General features: G+C 61.7%; 20 protein-coding genes and 1 other RNA gene. 4 read left to right on the top strand and 17 right to left on the bottom strand.

Annotation, left to right across the window (positions count from 1 at the left end; genetic code table 11):
• Positions 1–142: 142 nt before the first annotated feature.
• The 17 genes from cysM to gyrA form a co-directional block, all read right to left on the bottom strand.
• Positions 143–1,045 carry a cysteine synthase CysM gene (cysM, locus tag P3T16_RS22525; RefSeq protein ID WP_429343930.1) on the bottom strand — a complete coding sequence of 301 codons (903 nt, stop codon included), beginning with the start codon at positions 1,043–1,045 and terminating at the stop codon, positions 143–145.
• A gap of 273 nt (positions 1,046–1,318) precedes the next feature.
• Positions 1,319–1,693, bottom strand: a complete 375-nt coding sequence (locus P3T16_RS22530) for a ComEA family DNA-binding protein (protein WP_429343931.1) — start codon at positions 1,691–1,693, stop codon at positions 1,319–1,321.
• Positions 1,694–1,770: 77 nt separating this feature from the next.
• Positions 1,771–2,763, bottom strand: a complete 993-nt coding sequence (gene rfaD / locus P3T16_RS22535; RefSeq protein ID WP_429343932.1) for an ADP-glyceromanno-heptose 6-epimerase — start codon at positions 2,761–2,763, stop codon at positions 1,771–1,773.
• 84 nt (positions 2,764–2,847) lie between these two features.
• On the bottom strand, positions 2,848–3,849 hold the full coding sequence (rfaE1, locus tag P3T16_RS22540; protein ID WP_429343933.1) for a D-glycero-beta-D-manno-heptose-7-phosphate kinase: 1,002 nt from the start codon (positions 3,847–3,849) through the stop codon (positions 2,848–2,850).
• On the bottom strand, positions 3,803–5,218 hold the full coding sequence (locus P3T16_RS22545) for a UDP-glucose dehydrogenase family protein (protein ID WP_429343934.1): 1,416 nt from the start codon (positions 5,216–5,218) through the stop codon (positions 3,803–3,805). The genes rfaE1 and P3T16_RS22545 overlap by 47 nt, the downstream gene beginning before the upstream one ends.
• Positions 5,219–5,398: 180 nt before the next feature.
• A complete protein-coding gene (gene lapB, locus P3T16_RS22550; protein ID WP_429343935.1) occupies positions 5,399–6,574 on the bottom strand; it encodes a lipopolysaccharide assembly protein LapB in 1,176 nt (391 codons plus the stop codon).
• 76 nt (positions 6,575–6,650) lie between these two features.
• Positions 6,651–6,944: a LapA family protein gene (locus tag P3T16_RS22555; protein WP_429343936.1), complete on the bottom strand. Its 294-nt coding sequence runs from the start codon at positions 6,942–6,944 to the stop codon at positions 6,651–6,653.
• 219 nt (positions 6,945–7,163) lie between these two features.
• Entirely contained in the window at positions 7,164–7,487 is a 324-nt protein-coding gene (locus P3T16_RS22560) for an integration host factor subunit beta (protein WP_090528992.1), read from the bottom strand.
• A gap of 25 nt (positions 7,488–7,512) precedes the next feature.
• Positions 7,513–9,228, bottom strand: a complete 1,716-nt coding sequence (gene rpsA, locus P3T16_RS22565) for a 30S ribosomal protein S1 (RefSeq protein WP_429256891.1) — start codon at positions 9,226–9,228, stop codon at positions 7,513–7,515.
• 152 nt (positions 9,229–9,380) lie between these two features.
• Positions 9,381–10,067: a (d)CMP kinase gene (gene cmk, locus P3T16_RS22570; protein ID WP_429343937.1), complete on the bottom strand. Its 687-nt coding sequence runs from the start codon at positions 10,065–10,067 to the stop codon at positions 9,381–9,383.
• Positions 10,068–10,113: 46 nt separating this feature from the next.
• Complete coding sequence (gene aroA, locus P3T16_RS22575; protein WP_429256893.1) at positions 10,114–11,418, bottom strand: 3-phosphoshikimate 1-carboxyvinyltransferase; 1,305 nt, start codon at positions 11,416–11,418, stop codon at positions 10,114–10,116.
• Positions 11,419–11,430: 12 nt separating this feature from the next.
• Positions 11,431–12,372 carry a prephenate dehydrogenase gene (locus P3T16_RS22580; protein ID WP_429343938.1) on the bottom strand — a complete coding sequence of 314 codons (942 nt, stop codon included), beginning with the start codon at positions 12,370–12,372 and terminating at the stop codon, positions 11,431–11,433.
• A 45-nt stretch (positions 12,373–12,417) separates the two neighbouring features.
• The gene (gene hisC, locus P3T16_RS22585) at positions 12,418–13,536 is read right to left on the bottom strand and encodes a histidinol-phosphate transaminase (protein WP_429343939.1); all 1,119 of its coding nucleotides are present in this window, start codon (positions 13,534–13,536) and stop codon (positions 12,418–12,420) included.
• A gap of 61 nt (positions 13,537–13,597) precedes the next feature.
• Positions 13,598–14,680, bottom strand: coding sequence for a prephenate dehydratase (gene pheA / locus P3T16_RS22590; protein ID WP_429256896.1), 1,083 nt, complete (start codon positions 14,678–14,680; stop codon positions 13,598–13,600).
• 50 nt (positions 14,681–14,730) lie between these two features.
• Positions 14,731–15,813 (bottom strand): 3-phosphoserine/phosphohydroxythreonine transaminase, encoded by a 1,083-nt coding sequence (gene serC, locus P3T16_RS22595; RefSeq protein ID WP_429343940.1) that lies wholly within the window; start codon positions 15,811–15,813, stop codon positions 14,731–14,733.
• A gap of 189 nt (positions 15,814–16,002) precedes the next feature.
• Positions 16,003–16,620 carry a DUF2059 domain-containing protein gene (locus P3T16_RS22600; RefSeq protein WP_429256898.1) on the bottom strand — a complete coding sequence of 206 codons (618 nt, stop codon included), beginning with the start codon at positions 16,618–16,620 and terminating at the stop codon, positions 16,003–16,005.
• Positions 16,621–16,751: 131 nt separating this feature from the next.
• On the bottom strand, positions 16,752–19,388 hold the full coding sequence (gyrA, locus tag P3T16_RS22605) for a DNA gyrase subunit A (protein WP_429256899.1): 2,637 nt from the start codon (positions 19,386–19,388) through the stop codon (positions 16,752–16,754).
• Between the two features lie 491 nt (positions 19,389–19,879).
• Between gyrA and ompA the strand changes: the two genes are divergently transcribed.
• The 4 genes from ompA (at position 19,880) to ssrA (ending at position 22,643) form a co-directional block, all read left to right on the top strand.
• A complete protein-coding gene (gene ompA / locus P3T16_RS22610) occupies positions 19,880–20,530 on the top strand; it encodes an outer membrane protein OmpA (RefSeq protein ID WP_429343941.1) in 651 nt (216 codons plus the stop codon).
• 228 nt (positions 20,531–20,758) lie between these two features.
• Entirely contained in the window at positions 20,759–21,457 is a 699-nt protein-coding gene (ubiG, locus tag P3T16_RS22615) for a bifunctional 2-polyprenyl-6-hydroxyphenol methylase/3-demethylubiquinol 3-O-methyltransferase UbiG (RefSeq protein WP_429256901.1), read from the top strand.
• Between the two features lie 28 nt (positions 21,458–21,485).
• Positions 21,486–22,199 carry an HAD family hydrolase gene (locus P3T16_RS22620; RefSeq protein ID WP_429343942.1) on the top strand — a complete coding sequence of 238 codons (714 nt, stop codon included), beginning with the start codon at positions 21,486–21,488 and terminating at the stop codon, positions 22,197–22,199.
• A gap of 85 nt (positions 22,200–22,284) precedes the next feature.
• Positions 22,285–22,643: a transfer-messenger RNA gene (gene ssrA / locus P3T16_RS22625) on the top strand.
• Positions 22,644–22,741: the final 98 nt, after the last annotated feature.

Raw genomic sequence — 22,741 nt, forward strand, 5'->3', positions numbered from 1 at the left:
GACCCGGCCGCGCATGCGACCGGGTCGTCAAATCTCGACCTCACCGTTATACCGTTCGTTTCTTGAAGAAGGATCTTAACTGAACGGCATTACCGGCTAGCCCGGCGCTTTTTTGTTGATGCTCACCGGAGAGCGTCTACGATCACGCCGGAAACACACCCGTCGACAGGTAACGGTCACCACGATCGCACACAACGAACACGATCGTCGCGTTTTCAACCTGGCGTGCGACACGTAATGCGACTTCGCAAGCGCCCGCCGACGAGATGCCGCAGAAGATGCCTTCCACGGCTGCCATGCGCCGCGCCATCGCTTCCGACGCCGCCTGGCTCACGTTCTCGACACGATCCACGCGGCTGCGATCAAAGATTTTCGGCAGATAGGCTTCTGGCCATTTGCGGATGCCCGGAATGCGCGACCCTTCTTCTGGCTGCGCACCGATGATCTCGATCGCCTGATTCTTTTCCTTCAGATACTGCGACACGCCCATGATCGTGCCGGTCGTGCCCATCGCCGAGACGAAGTGCGTGATGAGACCTTCGGTATCGTTCCAGATTTCCGGACCAGTCGTTTCGTAGTGAGCGAGCGGATTGTCGGGATTGGCGAACTGGTCAAGGATCGTACCTTTGCCTTCGCGCTGCATCTGCTCAGCTAGGTCACGCGCGTATTCCATGCCGCCCGTGACGGGTGTCAGCACGATTTCCGCGCCATAAGCCGCCATGCTCTGACGCCGTTCGACCGACAGGTCTTCCGGCATTATCAGCACCATCCTGTAGCCACGGATCGCTGCCGCCATCGCCAGCGCGATGCCGGTATTGCCGCTCGTCGCCTCGATCAGCGTATCGCCCGGCTTGATGCGGCCGCGCTCTTCCGCTTTCTTGATCATCGACAGCGCCGGACGGTCCTTCACCGAACCGGCCGGATTATTGCCTTCGAGCTTGCCGAGAATCACGTTGTTGCGGCTACGGATTTCGTCGTCCGGAAGGCGGACAAGCTGAACGAGCGGCGTGTTGCCGATCGTGTCTTCAATTGTTTTGTAAGCCATATCGAATGCCCGGGAAGCGATGTGCAGAATCTATCGATTCTAAACCACCAAGCCCGCGCCTGCCGTGCGGCCCTGCTGGCCGTGTGGACGCATGCGTTTCGCCCATGGCCGGTGTGCGGCGTGCGGTGCGCTGAAAAAGCCCCGCGGAGTGAACCGCGGGAGCCAGTCATCTGAGTGACGGCTGAAGGAGTGTTACTCCGTGCTTCACACCAGAACAGGACGCTTAAAACAGAGGGCGGCCGCGTGCGCACGCACATGGCCGCCTGCATCAGGCTATTTCTTCACCGCCACGGTAGTCGTGCTGTCCTTCTTCCCGTTCGCAGTGCCACCCGCGCCAGCAGCGGCCGGCGCGGATTTGCCATTTGCGGAAGCGGTAGTCTGCGCACCGGCCGGGCCGACTGCCAGGCCTTCACCCTGAAGCCGTTCGACCGTATGACCACCCATGCCCTTCACACGCTTGCCGAGATCGGCGGCGTCCTTGAATGGGCCATGCGCGGTACGTTCGTCGAGAATGGCTTTCGCGCGTGCCGGGCCGATGCCCTTGATACCGCGCAACGCATCTTCATTCGCAGTGTTGACGTCGACCGATGCGAACGCGTGACCGAACGAGGCGAGCAGTGCCGCCAGAACCAGCAATTTTTTGAACATATGGAATCTCCCTTGAACAACCGGCCGGCGACTGCCGCCGACCAGGAGACTCCAGTGTATTGACGCGTGCGAAGGCTTTAAAGCTGGCCGAACAGCCAACGTACGTAGCGATCGACACCTTCCTGCACGCTCAGGAACGGCGCGTCGTAACCAGCCGCACGCAGCTTCGTGAGATCGGCCTGCGTGTAACACTGGTACTTGCCGCGCAGCGCATCGGGGAACGGAATGTATTCGATCAGCCCGCGCTGCACCTGCTCCGCGAGCGAAAGCGCCGGTTCGTTATTCAACGCGCGCAACGTGTTGACGACCGTCGAAGCAATATCGTTGAACGGCTGCGCCCGGCCGCTGCCGAGATTGAAGATGCCCGACTTCTCAGGGTGATCGAAGAAGAACAGGTTGACCTTCACAACGTCTTCAACCGAGACAAAATCGCGCGTCTGCTCGCCCGGGTTATACCCGTTGTACTCGCCGAACAGCTTGACCTTGCCTTCCGAGCGGAACTGGTTGAAATTGTGGAACGCGACCGACGCCATCCGCGCCTTGTGCGTCTCGCGCTGGCCATACACGTTGAAGTAACGGAAGCCGGCGATCTGGCTTTTCGCCGTCGGCAACACGCGACGGATCAACTGATCGAACAGGAATTTTGAATAGCCGTAGACGTTCAACGGCTTCTCCACTTCGCGCTCTTCGACGAAGCGGCTCGATCCACCATAAGTGGCCGCCGACGACGCGTACAGAAACTGCGCACCCTGTGCCTGGCAGGCGTCGAGCACCGCGCGGCTATAGCGGAAATTGTTGTCCATCATGTAGCGGCCATCGGTTTCCATCGTGTCCGAACAGGCGCCTTCGTGGAACACCGCGCGCACCTTGCCGAAGTCGCCGCGTGTAAAGCGTTCGACGAATTCGGTCTTGTCCAGGTAGTCGTCGATTTCGCAATCGACGAGGTTCTTGAACTTGTCGGCGCGCGTGAGGTTATCGACGGCGATGATGCGTTGTTCGCCGCGATCGTTGAGCGCCTTGACGAGATTGCTGCCGATAAAACCGGCCGCGCCGGTGACGATGAGGGTCATGGTCGTCCTGCGGTAATGAGGTTCAGCCTGCGCAAACTGCCGCCCGTATCGGGAGAAAACACGACGGGACGGCAGTACGCGACATTATTGAAAGAGTTCGTCGTAGTCGACGGTAGCGGTGCCGAGTTTGCCGACCACGATGCCGGCTGCGCGGTTCGCAAGCCCGACGGCTTCGACGAGCGACAGGCCGGCGCCGAGCATCACGGCGAGCGTGGCGATCACGGTGTCGCCCGCACCCGAGACATCATACACTTCGCGTGCAACGGCCGAAGCGTGCAGCACGCCCTCGTCCGAGAAGAGCGTCATGCCCTCCTCCGAGCGCGTCAGCAACAACGCCTTGAAGTCCAGCGACGCACGCAGGTTTGCCACGCGGGCATGCAGGTCTCCTTCCGATTTCCACTGCCCGACCACCTCGCGCAACTCCGCGCGATTCGGCGTGATCAGCGTAGCGCCGCGATAGCGCTCCCAGTCGTCGCCCTTCGGATCGACCAGCACGGGTTTGCCGGCCGCGTGCGCGTGCGCGATCATTTGCGTCACGTGCGTGAGACCGCCCTTCGCGTAATCCGACATCAGGATCACGTCGTGCGATGGCAGCAGTTCGTCGAAACGCGCGAGGCCGGCAAGCAGGATCTCATGCGCCGGCGTGTTCTCGAAGTCGACGCGCAGCAACTGCTGCTGGCGTGACAGCACGCGCAACTTGATCGTGGTCAGCAACGCAGGATCGCGTTCCAGATGAGCGACCACGCCGCTATCGTGCAGCATCTGCACCACGCGCTCGCCTGGCTCGTCGTGACCGACCACACACAGCAGGCCTGTCTGCGCACCCAGCGCGACCGCGTTGCGCGCGACGTTCGCCGCGCCGCCCAGACGGTCTTCCTGCTTCTGCACATGCACAACAGGAACCGGCGCTTCGGGCGAAATGCGATTGACGTCGCCGAACCAGTAACGGTCCAGCATCACATCGCCGACGACGAGCACGCGCGCACCCGCCAGCCGGGCGCGCGGCACGACGCCGACGTCGGGAATGGGCATGGCGTGCTCAGGCATCGGCTGAGGCGTTGACCGGAGATTCGGAAAGTTCGGCATGCGGACGTCCAATCGAGTGATAGTCGATACCGAGTTCGGTCATCGCTTCGGGTTCGTACAGGTTGCGGCCATCGAAAATCAGCGGCGACTTGAGCACCGCTTTCAGATGGACAAAATCCGGGCTCTTGAACTCCTTCCACTCGGTGACGATCAGGAGCGCGTCCGCGCCGGTAAGCGTCTCGTCCTGCGTCGCCGCGAAGTGCAGGCGCGCCAGTTGCGCCGGTTCATGACCGAGATCGAGGTTGAAGACGCGACGTGCTTCGTCGACCGCGACCGGATCGTACGCGCGCACGTTCGCGCCGCGTGCGAGCAGATCGGCGATCACGCGACGGCTCGGCGCCTCGCGCATGTCGTCGGTGTTCGGCTTGAAGGCCAGACCCCAGACGGCGAACGTGCGGCCCGTCAGATCGTCGCCGAGCATCTTCGTGACCTTGCGCACGAGCACTTCCTTCTGCTCGTGATTCACTTCCTCGACCGCCTCGAGAATGCGCAACCCAGGGCCTGTCTCGGCCGCTGTGCGAATCAGCGCCTGCACGTCCTTCGGGAAGCACGAACCGCCGTATCCGCAACCGGCGTAGAGGAAGTGATAGCCGATGCGCGGATCCGAACCGATCCCGCGACGCACCGCTTCAATATCCGCACCGACGCGGTCAGCCAGGTTCGCCATTTCGTTCATGAACGAGATGCGTGTCGCCAGCATCGCATTGGCCGCGTACTTCGTAAACTCGGCCGAACGGACATCCATGTACAGCGTGCGTTCGTGATTACGGTTGAACGGCGCGTACAGACGCTTCATCTTTTCGCGCGCACGCATGCCGGCTTCATCGTCGTCGCTGCCGAGCACGATGCGGTCGGGCCGCATGAAGTCGTCGACGGCCGCGCCTTCCTTCAGGAATTCGGGATTCGAGACCACCGAGAATTGATGCTGCGGGGTGCCTGCAAGGCCGCGTTTCGTGAGTTCTTCGTTGATCACTTCCTGCACGCGCTGCGCCGTGCCGACCGGCACCGTCGATTTATCGACGATCACCTTGTAGCTGGTCATGTAGCGGCCGATATTGCGCGCTGCTTCAAGCACGTATTGCAGATCCGCTGAACCGTCTTCGTCAGGCGGCGTACCGACCGCGATGAACTGCACTTCGCCGTGCGCGACGCTCGCCTCGACGTCCGTCGAAAACTGGATGCGGCCAGCCGCGCGCGTGCGTGCGATGATTTCCTGCAGGCCCGGCTCGTGAATCGGCACACCGCCGCCATTGAGGATGTCGATCTTGCGTTGATCGACATCGAGACAAAAGACATCGTTGCCGATTTCGGCGAGGCACGCGCCCGTGACAAGGCCAACGTAGCCTGTGCCGATAATGGTAATTTTCATACGCGCTCCGGTAATGGTTTCCGGTGATGGATCCGGCTTGCGAATCCGGTTGTTACGGTCGGCGCGGAACGCCGTTCAGGCAATCACGCAGCGAAGACGATGCCAACGTGACATGTGCGCACGGCGCTTCGCGCCTGCGCCCGATGGCAATCGCCCCGTCGAAATACCCGCGCCAGTTTCTCAGTTCGATGCGGCGATCGGCTCGACCCGGCGCGGCGCGTAGGTTTCCCAACCGCTGCAGCCAGGGCACTGCCAGTAGAAAAGGCGCGCCCGGAATCCGCAATTCTGGCATGTGTAGCGCGGAAGGTTTTTCGTGCGCTGCCTGATCAACGTGCGCATCAACTCCAGTTCACTACGGCGCGGCTCCTCGGCGGCTGCCTGCTGTGCCTCGAGCAGACGCGTCATGCCCGCCAGATTCGGCGATTTCTGCATCTGCGCGCGCGCGAGCGCATGCGCAGCCTCGGGTCCACGCAACGCTGCGACGTGCTGATACGCAACGTCGAGCAGATCATTCGACGGATAGCGATCAATCCACGTGGTCAGCAGATCCGCGCCTTCTTCCCCCCGACCCAGCGCCTGATACGCCTTCAGCAGCTTTTCGGCGACGAGCGGCAGATACGCCGGATTCTGCTCTTCGACGCGCAGCCACTGCGCGATCGCCGCTTCCTGCGCGCCACCCGCGGCATCGACGTCGCCAAAGAGGATCGTCGCCCGCACGCTCTGCGGATTCGCCTTCAGCGCGAGGCCAAGCTGACGACGCGCTTCGTCCGGATTCTTCTGCTGCAGCGCTTCCTGGGCCAGCTCGCAGTGAAACTGCGCGACTTCCTTTTCGAGCGACTCCGAACCCATCGTTTCAAGCTGACGCGCCGTATCGATCGACTTGTTCCAGTCCTTTTCGATCTCGTAGATCGTGAGAAGCGCGCGCTGTGCGCCGATTGCATAATCACCCACGTTCAGTGAGCGAAATGTTTCTTCGGCGCGATCGAGCAGTCCCGCTTTGAGGAAATCCTGTCCCAACTCGAAGAGCGCGTGGTCACGTTCGGTGACAGGCAGATCCGCGCGACTCAACAGATTCTGATGCACGCGAATCGCGCGATCTGTTTCGCCGCGACGCCGAAACAGATTACCCAACGCGAAATGCAGTTCGATGGTTTCAGGGTCGAGCTTGACGACCTCGATGAACGCATCGATGGCCTGATCCGGTTGCTCGTTCAGAAGGAAATTCAGGCCGCGAAAATACGAACGCGGCAGATTGGCGCTTTCAGACAGCAGCGTCTTGAGGTCGTAGCGCGCCGCCATCCAGCCGAGCGCGAACGCGACGGGAACGGCGAGCAGCCACCAGAAATCCAGATCCATGCGAGTTGTTCGGAAGTGTTCGGAAGTGGGAATCGAACGCCGACGTGCGCAAACCGGGCACGCGGCAGGAAGAAAGCTAGATCAGCGGCGGCAGCGGCGGCTCTTCGACAGCCACCGGTGTCTCGCGCGCGACGCGCAGTTCACGTTTCAGACGACCGTTTTCGAGCCGCAGGCGGAACATGGCCGGCATCGATGAAAGCAGGCCAGCCAGCAGACCCACGGCGAAGAAGGCCAGCCCGATGAGGATGAGCGGCGCCTGCCACGAATAACCGGCAAGGAAATTCAGCGTGGCGGGTTGCACATTGGCGAACGCGAGTACCAGCAGCAGCACGAACACCAGAACGCGGATCAACCAGACGATAAATTTCATGAATGGGTCTCTAGACGGCAATTGCGGATGACGCCGGCTTGATGACGCGTCGCGCCACGATGTTGCCCGCGCCGAAGTGACCCGTATTGTAAATGAAGCGTTCCCGGTGAGGCGCGAACCGCCGGGAAACGACAGACGAGACAGACGAAAAAAAAGCGCCCGAAGGCGCTTTTTCTGGTCTTTGCCGTCTGCACTGGACGCTGACGACGCTGCTGGATCTCACAGATCGTCGTCTGGCGACTCGGCCTTCAACGGCTCACCCGCGCGACCATCCACACGTTCGCGCAATTCCTTGCCAGGCTTGAAGTGCGGTACGTACTTCTCAGGTACCAGCACCTTTTCGCCCGACTTCGGGTTACGCCCAACGCGGGAAGGACGGCGGTTCAAGCCGAAGCTGCCGAAGCCACGAATTTCGATGCGATGACCGTTGGCAAGTGCCTCCGACATCGCATCAAGCATCGTCTTCACCGCGAAGTCCGCATCTTTAAGTACAAGCTGCGGAAATCGCGTAGCCAGCTGGGCGACCAATTCCGATTTGGTCATACTGCAGCAGACCCCTTCTTAAGGCTTACTGGTTCTGGCCGTCGAGCTTGGCCTTCAGCAGCGCGCCGAGGTTCGTCGTGCCAGTTGCAGCCGAGCTCGAATCCGACGAAGCCAGACCGCGGATCGCTTCCTGTTGCTCAGCCGAATCCTTGGCCTTGATCGACAGGTTGATACCACGCGACTTGCGGTCGATGTTGATGATCATCGCATTGACCTTGTCGCCTTCCTTCAGGACATTGCGTGCATCTTCCACGCGGTCTTGCGACAGCTCCGAAGCGCGCAGGTAGCCTTCGACTTCCGCCGACAGCTGAACCACTGCACCCTTCGCATCTACCGTCTTGACCACGCCGTCGACGATCGAACCCTTGTCGTTCATTGCAACGAAGTTGCTGAATGGGTCGCCTTCGAGCTGCTTGATACCCAGCGAAATGCGTTCCTTCTCGACGTCGATACCGAGAACGATGGCTTCGACTTCGTCGCCCTTCTTGTACTTGCGAACTGCTTCTTCGCCCGTTTCGCTCCACGACAGGTCCGACAGGTGAACCAGACCGTCGATGCCGCCCGGCAGACCGATGAAGACGCCGAAGTCGGTGATCGACTTGATTGCGCCTTGCAGCTTGTCGCCCTTCTTGAAGTTGCGGCTGAAGTCGTCCCACGGGTTCGGCTTGCATTGCTTCATGCCGAGGCTGATACGGCGCCGGTCTTCGTCGATTTCGAGAACCATGACTTCGACTTCGTCGCCCAGCTGCACAACCTTCGACGGTGCAACGTTCTTGTTCGTCCAGTCCATTTCCGACACGTGGACGAGGCCTTCGATGCCCGATTCCACTTCGACGAATGCGCCGTAGTCGGTGATGTTGGTGACCTTACCAAACAGGCGCGTGCCCGACGGGTAACGGCGCGAGATGCCTTCCCACGGATCGTCACCAAGTTGCTTGATGCCGAGCGAAACGCGGTTCTTCTCTTGATCGAACTTGAGGATCTTCGCGGTGACTTCCTGGCCAACCGACAGCACTTCGCTCGGGTGACGCACGCGACGCCATGCGATATCCGTGATGTGCAGCAGGCCGTCGATACCGCCGAGGTCCACGAACGCGCCGTAATCGGTGATGTTCTTCACCACGCCTTCCACGATCGCGCCTTCCTTCAGCGTCTCGAGCAGCTTTGCGCGCTCTTCGCCTTGCGTGGCTTCGATCACAGCGCGGCGCGACAGCACGACGTTGTTACGCTTGCGGTCGAGCTTGATCACGCGGAATTCGAGGGTCTTGCCTTCGTACGGGGTCGTGTCCTTGACCGGACGCGTGTCGACGAGGGAGCCCGGCAGGAATGCGCGGATGCCGTTGACCATGACGGTCATGCCGCCCTTGACCTTGCCCGTGATCGTGCCGGTCACGAGTTCGTTGTTGTCGAGGGCCTTTTCCAGCGACAGCCACGAAGCCAGACGCTTCGCCTTGTCGCGCGACAGGATCGTGTCGCCATAGCCGTTTTCCAGCGCGTCGATCGCGACGGAAACGAAGTCGCCCGCCTGCACTTCTACCTCGCCCGCGTCATTCAGGAACTCTTCGAGCGGGATGTAGGCTTCGGACTTGAGACCAGCATTCACGACCACGAAGTTGTGGTCGACACGCACGACTTCGGCGGAGATCACTTCGCCAGCGCGCATGTCCTGCTTGGTCAGCGACTCTTCGAACAGAGCCGCAAAAGATTCGGTATTCGGGGTAGAGGTTTGCAGGTCGGACATAAAAATCAGAATTTGCGAGGGTTTCGTTCTGCCAGCCAGCCGGAATGGTCAGCGAATTCGGCAATGAAACGAATGCCACGCGGGGTTAAGGGGTTAATACACGCTCCACGACGATTCGCGAAGCACCTACGGGACTACAGCTACATGTTGCATCAGCTTTTTACTACCGCGCTCTGGTACCACTGCACCACCTGATCGACCGCCTGGTCGACCGAAAGCGACGAGGTATCCAGAAGCTTTGCATCCGCTGCGGGCTTGAGCGGCGCGGCCGCGCGTTGACTATCGCGCTCGTCGCGCGCACGCAAATCCCGGAGCAAGTCATCTATATTAGCAGAAATTCCTTTTTGGATCAATTGCTTATACCGCCGCGCGGCGCGGGCCTCGGCGCTGGCCGTCAAGAACACCTTGAGCGTCGCGTCCTGAAAGATCACGGTGCCCATGTCGCGGCCGTCAGCGACCAGCCCCGGTTCCTTGCGAAACGCGCGCTGACGCGCCACCAGCGCGGCTCGAACAGACGCGTGGACGGCGATCGTCGATGCGCGGTTGCCGATCTCTTCCTTGCGAATCTCGGCTGAAACATCCACGCCATCGAGCTGGGCCAGGCCCTCGCGGAAGGTGATATGCAGATCGTTGATCAGGTTTGCAAGCGCCTCGGCGTCGTCGGCGGCGATGTTGTAGCGCAGGCTCGCCAGTGCGGCCAGCCGGTATAGCGCGCCGCTGTCCAGCAAGTGGAAGCCGAGGTGCGCGGCGACCAGCGCGGCCACGGTGCCTTTGCCGGAGGCGGTCGGGCCGTCGATCGTAATGACGGGCGTCTGGTGAAAGGGACGGGTCGGTTTCATCTAAAGTCGCGCGTCAGGTCGGGTGAGCTCAATTCAGCTTTCAGCGTCAGGGTTGGGCGAGCGCCGTGAAACGCTCGAAATAGTCGGGGAAAGTCTTGCCGACGCACTTCGGATCGTTGATGCGCACCGGCACGCCACCGAGGCTGACGAGCGAGAAGCACATGGCCATGCGGTGGTCGTCGTAGGTGTCGATGGCGGCGTTCGGCGTCAGTTTCTCGGGCGGCGTGACGACGAGGTAGTCCTCGCCCTCTTCCACCTTCGCGCCGACCTTGCGCAGTTCGGTCGCCATCGCGGCGATCCGGTCGGTTTCCTTCACGCGCCAGCTTGCGATATTGCGCAGCGTGGTCGTGCCGTCGGCGAACAGCGCGGCGACGGCGATCGTCATCGCAGCGTCCGGAATCAGGTTGAAGTCCATGTCGATCGGATCGAGCTTGCCGTGATCGTGGCCGATGCCGCGCACTTCGATCCAGTCATCGCCCATCGACACGTTCGCGCCCATCCGCATCAGCGCATTCGCGAAGCCGACGTCGCCCTGGATGCTCGCCCGCCCGACGCCTTCCACACGCAGCGGTCCGCCGCCGAGCGCGCCCGCAGCGAGGAAATACGACGCCGACGAGGCGTCGCCTTCCACCATGATCTGTCCCGGCGACTGATAGCGTTTGCCCGACGGCACCGTGAAGCGCTGCCAGCCGAGTCGCTCGACTTCGATGCCGAAACGCGCCATCAGCTTGATCGTGATGTCGATGTAAGGCTTCGAGATCAGCTCACCTTCGACGTCGACGATCGTCACGCCGCTTTCCGTTTTCAGGAGCGGCAGCGTCATCAGCAAGGCGGTCAGGAACTGGCTCGACACGTCGCCGCGAACGCGGATCGGCGCTTCGGCGGCAATCTCGCCGGCGCGGATGCGCAGCGGCGGATAGCCTTCGTTTTCCTCGTAGTCGATCTTCGCGCCGATCTGCCGCAAGCCGTCGACGAGGTCGCCGATCGGCCGCTCGTGCATCCGCGGCACGCCGTGTATGCGATAGTCGCCGCCGTTCACGGCCAGCGCCGCCGTCAACGGACGCACTGCCGTGCCGGCATTGCCGAGGAACAGGTCGGCGCGCAACGCGGTGAACGCGCCGCGCGTGCCTGAAACGACACACGTGTCGCCGTCGCGCTTCAGCTTCACTCCGAGTTGTTCGAGCGCGGCGAGCATCACGCGCGTGTCGTCGGAGTCGAGCAGGTTCGTGATCGTCGTTTCGCCTTCGGCGAGCGCGGCCAGCAGCAGTACGCGGTTCGAAATGCTCTTCGAGCCAGGCAGGCGGATCGTGCCGGACGCACGGGAATAAGGTCCGAGATCGAGATGTTCCATGAATGTGTCCTGTTATTTCGAGGCGTCGCCGACAGAAACTTTCGTGCCGCCGCGCTCCTGCCATTCGGTGCGGGCAACGCGCGACCGGGCGAAAACGGCTTCGAGTGCGGCGCCGTCGGCGGCATCGATTGCGGCACGCAGACGCGTCAGCACAGCCATGTAGTCGTCGAGTTCATCGAGGAGTGCCGCGCGGTTCGCAACGCAGATGTCGCGCCACATTTCCGGACTCGACGCCGCGATCCGCGTGAAATCGCGGAAGCCGCCAGCGGCAAACGAAAACTTCAGCGCGGCGTCCGGCGAATTCAGAATCTGCTCGACAAGCGCGTACGACAGCACATGCGGCAGATGGCTCACCGAAGCCAGCACCCGATCATGCTGCTCGGGCGACATGCTGGACACGCTCGCGCCGGTCGCACGCCACATCGCGGTGACGCGCTCCACGGCCTGCTGCCCGTTTTCCGGCAACGGGCACAACACGACGTTGCGACCGGCATACAGCTCCGGCAATGCGGCATCCACACCGCTCGATTCGCGGCCGGCAATCGGATGACCCGGTACGAACTGGCCGATGCGCGCGCCCAGCGCCGCACGCGCAGCCGCGACCACGTCGGACTTGGTGCTGCCCGCGTCGGTGACGATCGTTGTATCGTCGAGGAAAGGCGCGATGCGTTCGAGGAGCGGCTGCGTCTGCGCGACGGGCGCCGCGAGCAGCACGAAATCGGCACCGGCGAGCGCCGCACGCAACGCCGCATCGTCGGCCAGCAGAGCGGTGCCGTCGACTACGCCAAGTTCCAGCGCGCGCGCCATCGATGCTGCCGAACGGCCTACCCCGATCACGGTCCGCGCGCCCGCTACGTCGCCACGCTCACGCAATGCGCGCGCAAGCGAGCCGCCGATCAGACCGACTCCCAAAATCACCAGCTTGTCAAAAGAAAATGCGGCCACAGCGGTCACAGAAAAAGCGCGCCTGCAACGGCGCGCGGTAGCAGGTCGAGCCGCTCAATTGGAAGCGGCGGCGAGAGTCTTTTCGAGCGCCGCGATGAACGCTTCGTTTTCAGCCGGCAGGCCGATCGTGATGCGCAGCCACTGCGGCAAACCGTAGTTGCCGACCGGACGCACAATCACACCCTGCTTCAGCAAACCGATATTCATGCGGTTGCCGGCGTTGTCGTCGTCGCCGACACGCACCAGCACGAAATTGCCATCCGAGGGCACATACTCGAGACCGAGCCGGTCGAACGCTTCAGTCAGCACGCGGTAACCCCGCGCGTTCAGCGAGGCGCTCTCTTCGAGAAACGCGTTGTCGTTGAGCGCTGCGATCGCCGCTGCCTGGGCGAGTGTGTTCACATTGAACGGCTGGCGCAGACGGTTCAGCAGATCGGTCAGTTCCGGCTGCGCGATCGCGAAGCCGACGCGCAGCCCGGCCAGGCCATACGCCTTCGAGAACGTACGCGACACGAGCAGATTCGGATAGCGGCGCACCCACGCGATCGAGTCATAGCGCTTTTCCGGCGCGAGATATTCCGTGTACGCCTCGTCGAGTACGACGACGACATCGCGCGGGACCTTATTGAGAAAAGCCTCGAGCGTGGGGCCTTCAATATATGTGCCGGTCGGATTGTTCGGGTTCGCGACGAAGATCAGGCGCGTGTCGGCCGTCATTGCAGCGAGCATCGCGTCGAGGTCATGGCCGTACTTCACAGCCGGCACGACGATCGCGCGCGCACCCAGACCTTGCGTAGCCAGCGCGTAGACAGCAAACGAATACTGCGCGTAGACAATCGACTGGCCTTTTTCGACGATCGCGTGCGCCGCGATTTCGAGGATATCGTTGCTGCCGTTGCCCAGCGTGATCCATTCGGCGGGCACGTCGTAGCGCGCGGCCAGCGCAGCCTTCAGTTCGAACGCGTTCGCATCCGGATAACGGCCCAGTTCGCCCGCCGCTTTCACCATCGCCTGCTTTGCCGAGTCGGGCATGCCGAGCGGGTTTTCGTTCGACGCGAGCTTCACGATGCGTGCTTCATCGAGGCCGAACTCGCGGGCGACTTCCGAAATCGGTTTGCCAGCGACGTAAGGCGCGATGTCGCGCACATAGGAAGGACCGAATTGCGATGTCATGAGTGACTCCAGATCGACTGTGCCAGTTGGCTTTTGGACGGTGTACCAGAACGGCGTGATATCAGCGCGAACGCGGATACGAGCCGAGAATCTTCACGAACGCGGCCTTCTTTTCGAGGTCGGCGAGCGCTTCCGCGACGGTTGCATCGTCGCGATGGCCTTCGAAGTCGATATAGAAGTAGTACTCCCACGTGCCGACCCGTGCCGGCCGCGACTCGAAGCGCGTCATCGACACGCCGTGCCGTGCGAGCGGTTCAAGCAGTTTGACGAGCGCGCCCGGCTCGTTCTTCACCGACAGGATCAGCGACGTCTGATCGTTGCCGGTGGGGCCCGCCGGCTCCTTGCCGATCATCACGAAACGGGTGCGGTTGTGCGGATCGTCCTGGATCAGCGCATATGCGACCTGCAGGCCGTAGTGCGTCGCCGCGCGATCGCCGGCAATGGCCGCGATCGTCGGATCTTCAGCGGCCATACGCGCCGCTTCGGCATTGCTTGCGACGGCCTGGCGTTCGAGATGCGGCGCGTTGGCCGTGAGCCAGCCCTGACATTGCGCGAGCGCCTGCGCATGCGCGCAGACGCGCGTGACGCCGGTCAGGCCGCCGTTCAGCGAAAGAAGGTTGTGGTGGATCGGCAAGGCAAGTTCGCCGCCAATCACAAGCTGCGTTTGCAAAAGCAGATCGAGCGTGCGCGACACCGCGCCCTCGGTCGAATTCTCGACCGGCACGACGCCGAATTCGGCCGCACCGGCTTCGACCGAGCGGAACACTTCGTCGATCGACGGACACGGCAGCCCTTCGATCGACTGACCGAAGTATTCGTGCATTGCCTGCTCGCTGTATGTGCCGACCGGCCCCAGATACGCCGCGCAGATCGTCTTTTCCAACGCGCGGCTCGCGGCCATGATTTCCCGCCAGATCGCGCTGATGTGATCGTCGGCGAGCGGGCCGTCGCTCATGCCCTGCAGGCGCGCGATGACCTGCTGTTCGCGTTCCGGGCGAAACACCGGCGCGTTGAAATGCTTCTTGACCTCACCCACTTCGAGCGCGACGGCGGCCCGCTGGTTGAGGAGCGAAATGAGTTGCGCGTCGAGCGCGTCGATGCGGTCGCGCAGCGGTTTGAGTCGTAAATTAAGTTCGTCGTCCATGCGTGAAAACGGCCCTGCCGGAGAATACGGAAAAGGATGCGCGCCGAAAATCAGGCGCTGCGTTGTTCGAATTCCTTCATGTACTCGACGAGCGCCTTGACGCCTTCGAGCGGCACCGCGTTGTAAATCGACGCCCGCATGCCGCCGACGGACTTGTGGCCCTTCAGCTGCACCAGCCCGCGCGCTTTCGCGCCTGCCAGGAAATCTTCGTTACGCGACTCGTCGGCGAGGAAAAACGGTACGTTCATCCGCGACCGCGCGTTGCGCTCGACCTTGTTCAGATAGAAGCGGCTGGCATCGATCGTGTCATAAAGCAGCTTCGACTTTTCGAGGTTGCGCGCTTCCATGGCTGCCAGACCGCCCTGCTTTTTCAACCACTTGAACACAAGCCCGGCGATGTAGATCGCGTACGTGGGCGGCGTGTTGTACATCGAATTGTTCTCGGCGACCGTCTTCCATTCGAATGCCGACGGACAGATCGCGAGCGCGCGATCAAGCATATCCTCGCGCACGACCACAACCGTGACGCCCGCCATGCCGATGTTTTTCTGTGCGCCGCCGAAGAGCACGCCGTATTTGGCGATGTCCATCGGGCGCGACAGAATGTGCGACGACGCGTCCGCGACAAGCGGGATATCGCCGAGATCGGGAATATCAAAGGTTTCGACGCCGTGGATCGTCTCGTTCGTGCACACATGCACGTAGGCCGGATCGTCCGACAGTTTCCATTCGGCAAACGACGGCGCACGCGTAAAACCGTCCGCGGTCTGGCCCGACGCAGCAACGTGCGCGGCGCCGTACTTCTGCGCTTCCTTGAATGACTTCTGCGACCACGAGCCGGTCACGACGAAATCGATGTTCTTTCTCGCGCCGAGCATGTTCATCGGCACGATCGCGTTTTCTCCGAGACCGCCACCCTGCAGGAACAGGATGCGATGACTGGCCGGCACGGCGAGGAGTTCACGCAGGTTAGTCAGCGCCTCTTCATGGATCGACATGAATTCTTTCCCGCGATGGCTCATTTCCATCACGCCCATGCCGCTGCCGTTCCAGTCGAGCATTTCAGCCGCGGCCTCGCGCAACACTTCTTCGGGCATGGCCGCCGGTCCGGCGGAGAAATTAAAGACGCGCATCGTGAGAACCCCGGAAGCAGGCGCGGCACAAAAACTGCGAATAGTGCGCGCCTGAAAAGATAATGGCCGTTTGCGCGTGCGCGCAAACGGCCATTATCGCACTGACACTGCCAACCCGCCAAACCCGGGCGCCCGAAGACGTCCTTGTGTGGCCGGCTGCAGCAGCGTCGGCTTAGCCTGCTGACCCGCTTACTTCGTGGCGGCAGCCGGCTTGACCGAAGCGACTTCCTTGTCAGCCTGGTCGCGCGTTGCCTTGATCGATTGCGGCATGTACTTCTGCATCAGACCGTTCACCACATCGCGGCCCACCTGGTCTTGCACCTGGATGAACTTGCGGCCCGTCGGGCTCTTGTAGAACGCCGTCAGATCCTTGATTTCCTGCGTGCTGTAGTACTTCGCGTACGCGTCGTACTGAGCCTGCATCGCGTCCTGGCGGAACGAATCCGTTGCGAACACCTGACCCGCCGAGTCAACCAGCTTCGGCACCGTGTTCTTTTGCAGCGTCGGGACGGAAGCCTGCTTCTGCTTGTCCGTCAGCGACTTGTTTTCCGACAGCGCGTCCGACAGGATCGCCGGAACCAGCTGCTTGGCCTGCATTTGTGCGCTGTTACCGATTGCGCCGACGAGCTTCTGCGCGTCGATCGCGTCCAGCAGATCCTTGATCGCAGCCTGCTTGGCCGGATCTGCCGGCGCTGCTGCGGGGGCTGCTGCAGCCGGAGCTGCCTGCTGGGTTTGAAGTGCTTGCGCCATCGCGAGGGTCGGTACGAAAGCGGCCAGCAACATCAACTGTTTGAATCGTTTTTGCATCATTACTCCCTAAGAGAAATTGATCGAACTACCCGCCGCACGAACCGCGCCGCAACCTCACAAGGTCGACGCAGATTCATGCGGCTTGTTCACTCGTTACCCGCGAACCAGCCGCGAGGCGCCGGCGCGGATCAGACTGCGCCGCCCTCTTCGCCGTTTGAATCGGCATCGGCGGGACCTTCGGCGTCGCCTTCGATTTCGACATCAGCTTCCGCCTCGGCCACCTGTTGCAGGCCTGAAAGCTTCGTGCCCTCATCAAGACTGATGAGTGTAACACCTTGCGTTGCGCGTCCCATCTCGCGGATTTCCGACACGCGTGTACGAATCAGCACGCCCGTATTGGTGATCAGCATGATCTGGGCTTCCGGATCCACCAGCGTCGCGGCGACGACCTTGCCATTACGCTCCGAGGTCTGGATCGCGATCATGCCCTTTGTGCCGCGGCCATGACGCGTGTACTCGGTGATCGGCGTGCGCTTGCCAAAGCCGTTCTCTGTTGCCGTAAGCACCGACTGCTGTTCGTCGCCGGCAACGAGGAGTGCGATGACCTGCTGCCCGTCGTCCAGCTGCATGCCGCGCACGCCGCGCGCCTCACGGCCCATCGGACGCACGTCGTTTTCGTCGAAGCGCACTGCCTTGCCCGAATCCGAGAACAGCATCACGTCATGCTGGCCATCGGTGATCGCGGCGCCGATCAGGTAATCACCGTCATCGAGACCGACCGCGATAATACCTTTGCGCAGCGGCCGGCTGAAGGCTTCCAGCGGCGTCTTCTTGACCGTGCCGAGCGCGGTCGCCATGAACACGAACTTGTCGGCCGAGAATTCCTTGACCGGCAGCACGACCGTGATCTTCTCGCCGTCCTGCAGCGGGAACATATTGACGATCGGGCGCCCGCGCGAGTTCCGCGAACCCTGCGGCACTTCGTAAACCTTGACCCAGTACACGCGGCCGCGGTTCGAGAAGCACAGGATGTGATCGTGCGTGTTCGCGATGAAGAGCGTGTCGATCCAGTCGTCTTCCTTCATGGAAGTTGCCTGTTTGCCGCGACCTCCGCGCTTCTGGGCGCGATATTCGGACAACGGCTGCGATTTCACGTAACCCGCGTGCGACATGGTGACGACCATATCCTGCGGCGTGATCAGATCTTCAGTGTTCAGTTCGGTTGCGTTCAGCTCGATCTTCGAGCGGCGCGCATCGCCGAATTCGGCGCGGATCGACGTCAGTTCGTCGACGATGATCGCCGTAATGCGCTCCGGACGCGCGAGGATGTCCAGCAGATCGGCGATCTGGGCCATCACTTCGCGGTACTCGCCGATGATCTTGTCCTGCTCGAGACCGGTCAGGCGCTGCAGACGCATCTGCAGGATTTCCTGCGCCTGGACGTCCGACAGACGGTACAGGCCATCCGACTGCATCCCGAACGCGGGGTTCAGGCCGTCCGGACGATACGCCTCACGGCCGCCGGCCGACGCGTTCTCCGTCTCCGCGCGCGCCAGCATCTCGCGCACGAGCGACGAATCCCACGGACGCGCCATCAACTCCTGCTTCGCGATCGGCGGCGTCGGCGCGGCCTTGATGATCGCGATGAAGTCGTCGATGTTCGCGAGCGCGACGGCGAGGCCTTCGAGCACGTGGCCGCGTTCGCGAGCCTTGCGCAGTTCGTATACAGTGCGCCGCGTCAGCACTTCCCGTCGGTGCGACAGGAAGCAGGTGAGCATTTCCTTCAGGTTCAGCAGCTTCGGCTGGCCGTCGACCAGCGCGACCATGTTCATGCCGAACGTGTCCTGCAGTTGCGTGGCCTTGTACAGATTGTTGAGGATCACCTCGGGCACTTCGCCGCGCTTCAGTTCGATCACGACGCGCATGCCGCTCTTGTCGGACTCGTCGCGGATATCGGAAATGCCTTCCAGCTTTTTCTCGTTGACCAGCTCGGCGATGCGCTCCAGCAGCGAGCGCTTGTTCACCTGATACGGCAACTCATCCACGATGATCGCCATGCGCTGGCCGCGATCGATCTCCTCGAAGTGCGTCAGCGCGCGCATCACAACGCGGCCGCGGCCGGTGCGGTAGCCATCTCGCACGCCAGCGACACCGTAGATAATGCCGGCCGTCGGGAAGTCCGGCGCCGGGACGATCTCGATCAGTTCGTCGATCGTCGCTTCCGGGTTCTTCAGCAGGTGATGGCAGGCGTCGACAACTTCGTTCAGGTTGTGCGGCGGGATGTTCGTTGCCATCCCGACCGCGATACCGGACGAGCCATTGATCAGAAGATTGGGGATACGCGCCGGCAGAATGGCCGGTTCGTTTTCGCTGCCGTCGTAGTTCGGCTGGAAGTCGACCGTTTCCTTATCGATATCAGCGAGCAGTTCATGGCCGATCTTCGCCATGCGGATTTCGGTGTACCGCATCGCCGCGGCGTTGTCGCCGTCGACGGACCCGAAGTTACCCTGGCCATCGACCAGCATGTATCGTAGCGAGAAGTCCTGCGCCATCCGGACGATGGTGTCGTATACAGCCGTGTCGCCGTGCGGGTGATATTTACCGATCACGTCGCCGACAATACGCGCGGACTTCTTGTAGGCGCGGTTCCAGTCGTTATTGAGTTCGTGCATCGCGTACAGCACGCGCCGGTGCACCGGCTTCAGGCCATCGCGGACATCGGGGAGCGCACGCCCCACGATTACGCTCATCGCGTAATCGAGATACGAACGGCGCATTTCCTCCTCTAGGGAGATTGGCAGAGTCTCTTTAGCGAATTGATCCATTATCCGTGTCTTTTACATGCGAAACCGTCTATCCAACCCTGCCGGAAGCCAGCTTCGCGTAGACGCTGCAGGCGCAACGCATCACGCGATTCTAACATGGCCGGCATCCGCGCCCGACGGGGGTACGTATACCTATTAGGGAGAGGGCAGGGAACGGCTCCTGCGTGCCGGTACGACGGCCTGCCCGACGGTAGATTTTTCCTGGATCGGACTGCGCGTCGGAACAAAACGGGCGTGCGCAAAAGTCGGGCAAGTCCTTTGTTGCGCATGCACCACAATTGGTTGGGGGCAATAAACAGGGGAGGATTTTTTTATCGTCGGAAGGGAACGATATGGCAAAATGCCAACGCACAAAGAGTTAGACACTGCTCGAAGTCTACACAGCGCGTCTTTTGTTCCGCACCAATGTTATACTTCGAGCAATGTATGACTTGTCTTCGTCAACAAGCTCGCAGTAAACCTGCGGTAATCTCAATTTCGAGAGGAGAAATATGAATAAACTTTCAAAGCTCGCGTTCATTGCAGCTACCGCAGTAATGGCTGCATCCGCTTCGGCACAGTCGGTGCCGGCGTCGCGACAAGCCACGAACGACAACTGGGTGAACGGCACCGGCGAATACGTGTGGATGAACGGCACGAACGAGCTTTGCTGGCGCGATGCGTTCTGGACGCCGGCAACGGCTAACGCGAAGTGCGATGGCGCCCTGGTAGCCCAGGCTCCGACCCCGCCGGCTCCGCCTGCGCCTGTCGCGCCGGCTATCACCAGCCAGAAGATCACGTATCAAGCTGATGCCCTGTTCGACTTCGACAAGGCTGTCCTGAAGCCGGCTGGTAAGGAAAAGCTTGATGACCTCGCCTCGAAGATCCAGGGTCTGAACCTGGAAGTCGTGGTCGCAACGGGTTACACGGACCGTATCGGTTCGGACAAGTACAACGACCGTCTGTCGCTGCGTCGTGCACAAGCTGTCAAGGCATACCTGGTCAGCAAGGGCATCGAAGCCAACCGCATCTACACGGAAGGCAAAGGCAAGCGCAACCCGGTCACGACCGGCTGCAACCAGAAGAACCACAAGCAACTCATCGCCTGCCTCGCACCGGATCGCCGCGTGGAAGTCGAAGTTGTCGGTACTTCGAAGCAGTAAGGTTAGAGCGTTACCGCAGTATCAAGGCCCCGCTTCGGCGGGGCTTTTTTTATTCCGGGCGCCGATTATGTACCGCCGACGGAATGGGAAATCCCCGTTTCGCAGCCGGTTTCCGGCTAAACCACGCCGCGTTTACGCGGCATTTTGCCGCGATCTCCGACGGCCTATATACTCAGGGTTTATCCTCGCCTGCCCGCTCACCCGCTTTCATCAAGGCCCGCACCCGACATGACCAACGCCGATCCCCACGAACTTCAGAAATTCAGCGATCTTGCCCATCGCTGGTGGGACCCGAACGCCGAATTCAAGCCGCTGCATGAGCTGAATCCGGTCCGGCTCAAATGGATCGACGCCCATGCATCGCTGGCAGGAAAGCGCGTGCTGGATATTGGGTGTGGTGGCGGCATCCTGTCGGAATCGATGGCCGGCCTCGGCGCACACGTGAAGGGCATCGACCTGTCGCGCGAGGCGCTGGGCGTCGCTGATCTTCACAGCCTTGAAAGTGGTGTAACCGTCGATTACGAAGAAATCGCCGCGGAGGCGCTCGCCGCCCGCGAACCCGGCATATACGACGTCATTACCTGCATGGAAATGCTGGAACACGTGCCCGAGCCGTCGGCCGTCGTCGCTGCGTGCGCGACGCTCGTCAAACCGGGCGGCTGGGTGTTTTTCTCGACGCTCAACCGCAACGTCAAGGCGTATCTGTTCGCGGTAATCGGCGCCGAATATATCGCGCGCATGCTGCCGAAGGGCACGCACGACTACGCGCGCTTTATTCGTCCGTCCGAGCTGGCGGGCTTCGTCCGCGCGGCCAGCCTCGTCACCGACGATATCAAGGGCATCGTGTACAACCCGCTCAGCAAGCATTTCACGCTCGCCGATGACACGAGCGTGAACTACATGCTCGCCTGCCGCCGCCCCGCCTGATCGACCTGAAACCTCCGAACACACCTACATGAGCGACCCCACGCCCCTGCCCCAACGCGAAGACGACGAAGCAGCAACTGGCCTGTGTCAGGCCGTCCTGTTCGACCTCGACGGCACGCTGGCCGACACGGCGCCGGACCTGGCCGCCGCCGTCAACAAGATGCGTCACGAGCGCGGACTGGAGATGGTGCCGCTCGACGATCTCCGACCGCTCGCATCGGCGGGCGCGCGCGGCCTGATCGGCGGCGCCTTCGGCATTGGCCCCGACGACCATGAATTTGCTTCCATGCGCGAGGAGTTTCTTGCCAACTACGAAGCGGATCTGTGCATCGAGACAACGCTATTCCAGGGCATCGACGCGGTGCTCGACGAACTGGACGCACGCGGCATCCGCTGGGGCATCGTGACCAACAAGGCCGCTCGCCTGACCGATCCGCTCGTCGTGTTGCTGGGTCTGGACGCACGCGCCGTCTGCGTCGTCAGCGGTGACACGACGCCGCATTCGAAGCCCCATCCCGCGCCGCTCCTGCACGCAGCCCAGGAAATGGCCATCCCGCCGGAGCGCATCATTTACGTGGGCGACGACCTGCGCGACGTGCAGGCGGGTTTTGCGGCCGGCATGGTGACCGTCGCTGCGGCCTACGGCTATTGCGGCACCGACTTGCCGCCCGCCAGATGGCACGCGAAGCACGTCGTTCAGTCGACAGCCGAACTGCAACGCCTGCTGCGCGATATCACCTGATCCGTCACCATTCACAACGCCCAGGCCTTGATCCCGCGCGGCGTTAGCCTCGTATCGGGTTCTATGGGATAATCATCTTTCCACTGGGGCCGACCTGGTTTCGACGTGGGTAGCAAAGCAACTCAGGGCATACCGAGGACCCGTCACCTCGTAAATCAATGGGACTTTAGTAACTGCGAACGACGAAACGTACGCACTGGCGGCTTAACCCCGCCAGCCTTGCACTAACTCACTGACGGGTTAGGGGTCGCAAGACCCGGCAAGGTCATTCACGTCAGTTAATCCTCAGTGGTGTCACGACGCTGGGGCCGAAAATCTGGTGACTCGCCGTAACGAAGCGTGTTCGTCCGCGTCGGTGCGGTTAAATCAAATGACAGGACTAAGTATGTAGAACTGGTTGTGGAGTGCTTACGGACGCGGGTTCGATTCCCGCCGGCTCCACCAGAACACACCCTGGCAGCATGCAGTAGCAGCAGATCAACAGAAAGCCCCGCCCAGCTGACGCTGCGCGGGGCTTTTTGTTGTGCGCGTCAGATGGTGTA

Origin of the sequence: Paraburkholderia sp. GAS42 (assembly GCF_050436565.1) — a bacterium.
Classification (GTDB): domain Bacteria; phylum Pseudomonadota; class Gammaproteobacteria; order Burkholderiales; family Burkholderiaceae; genus Paraburkholderia.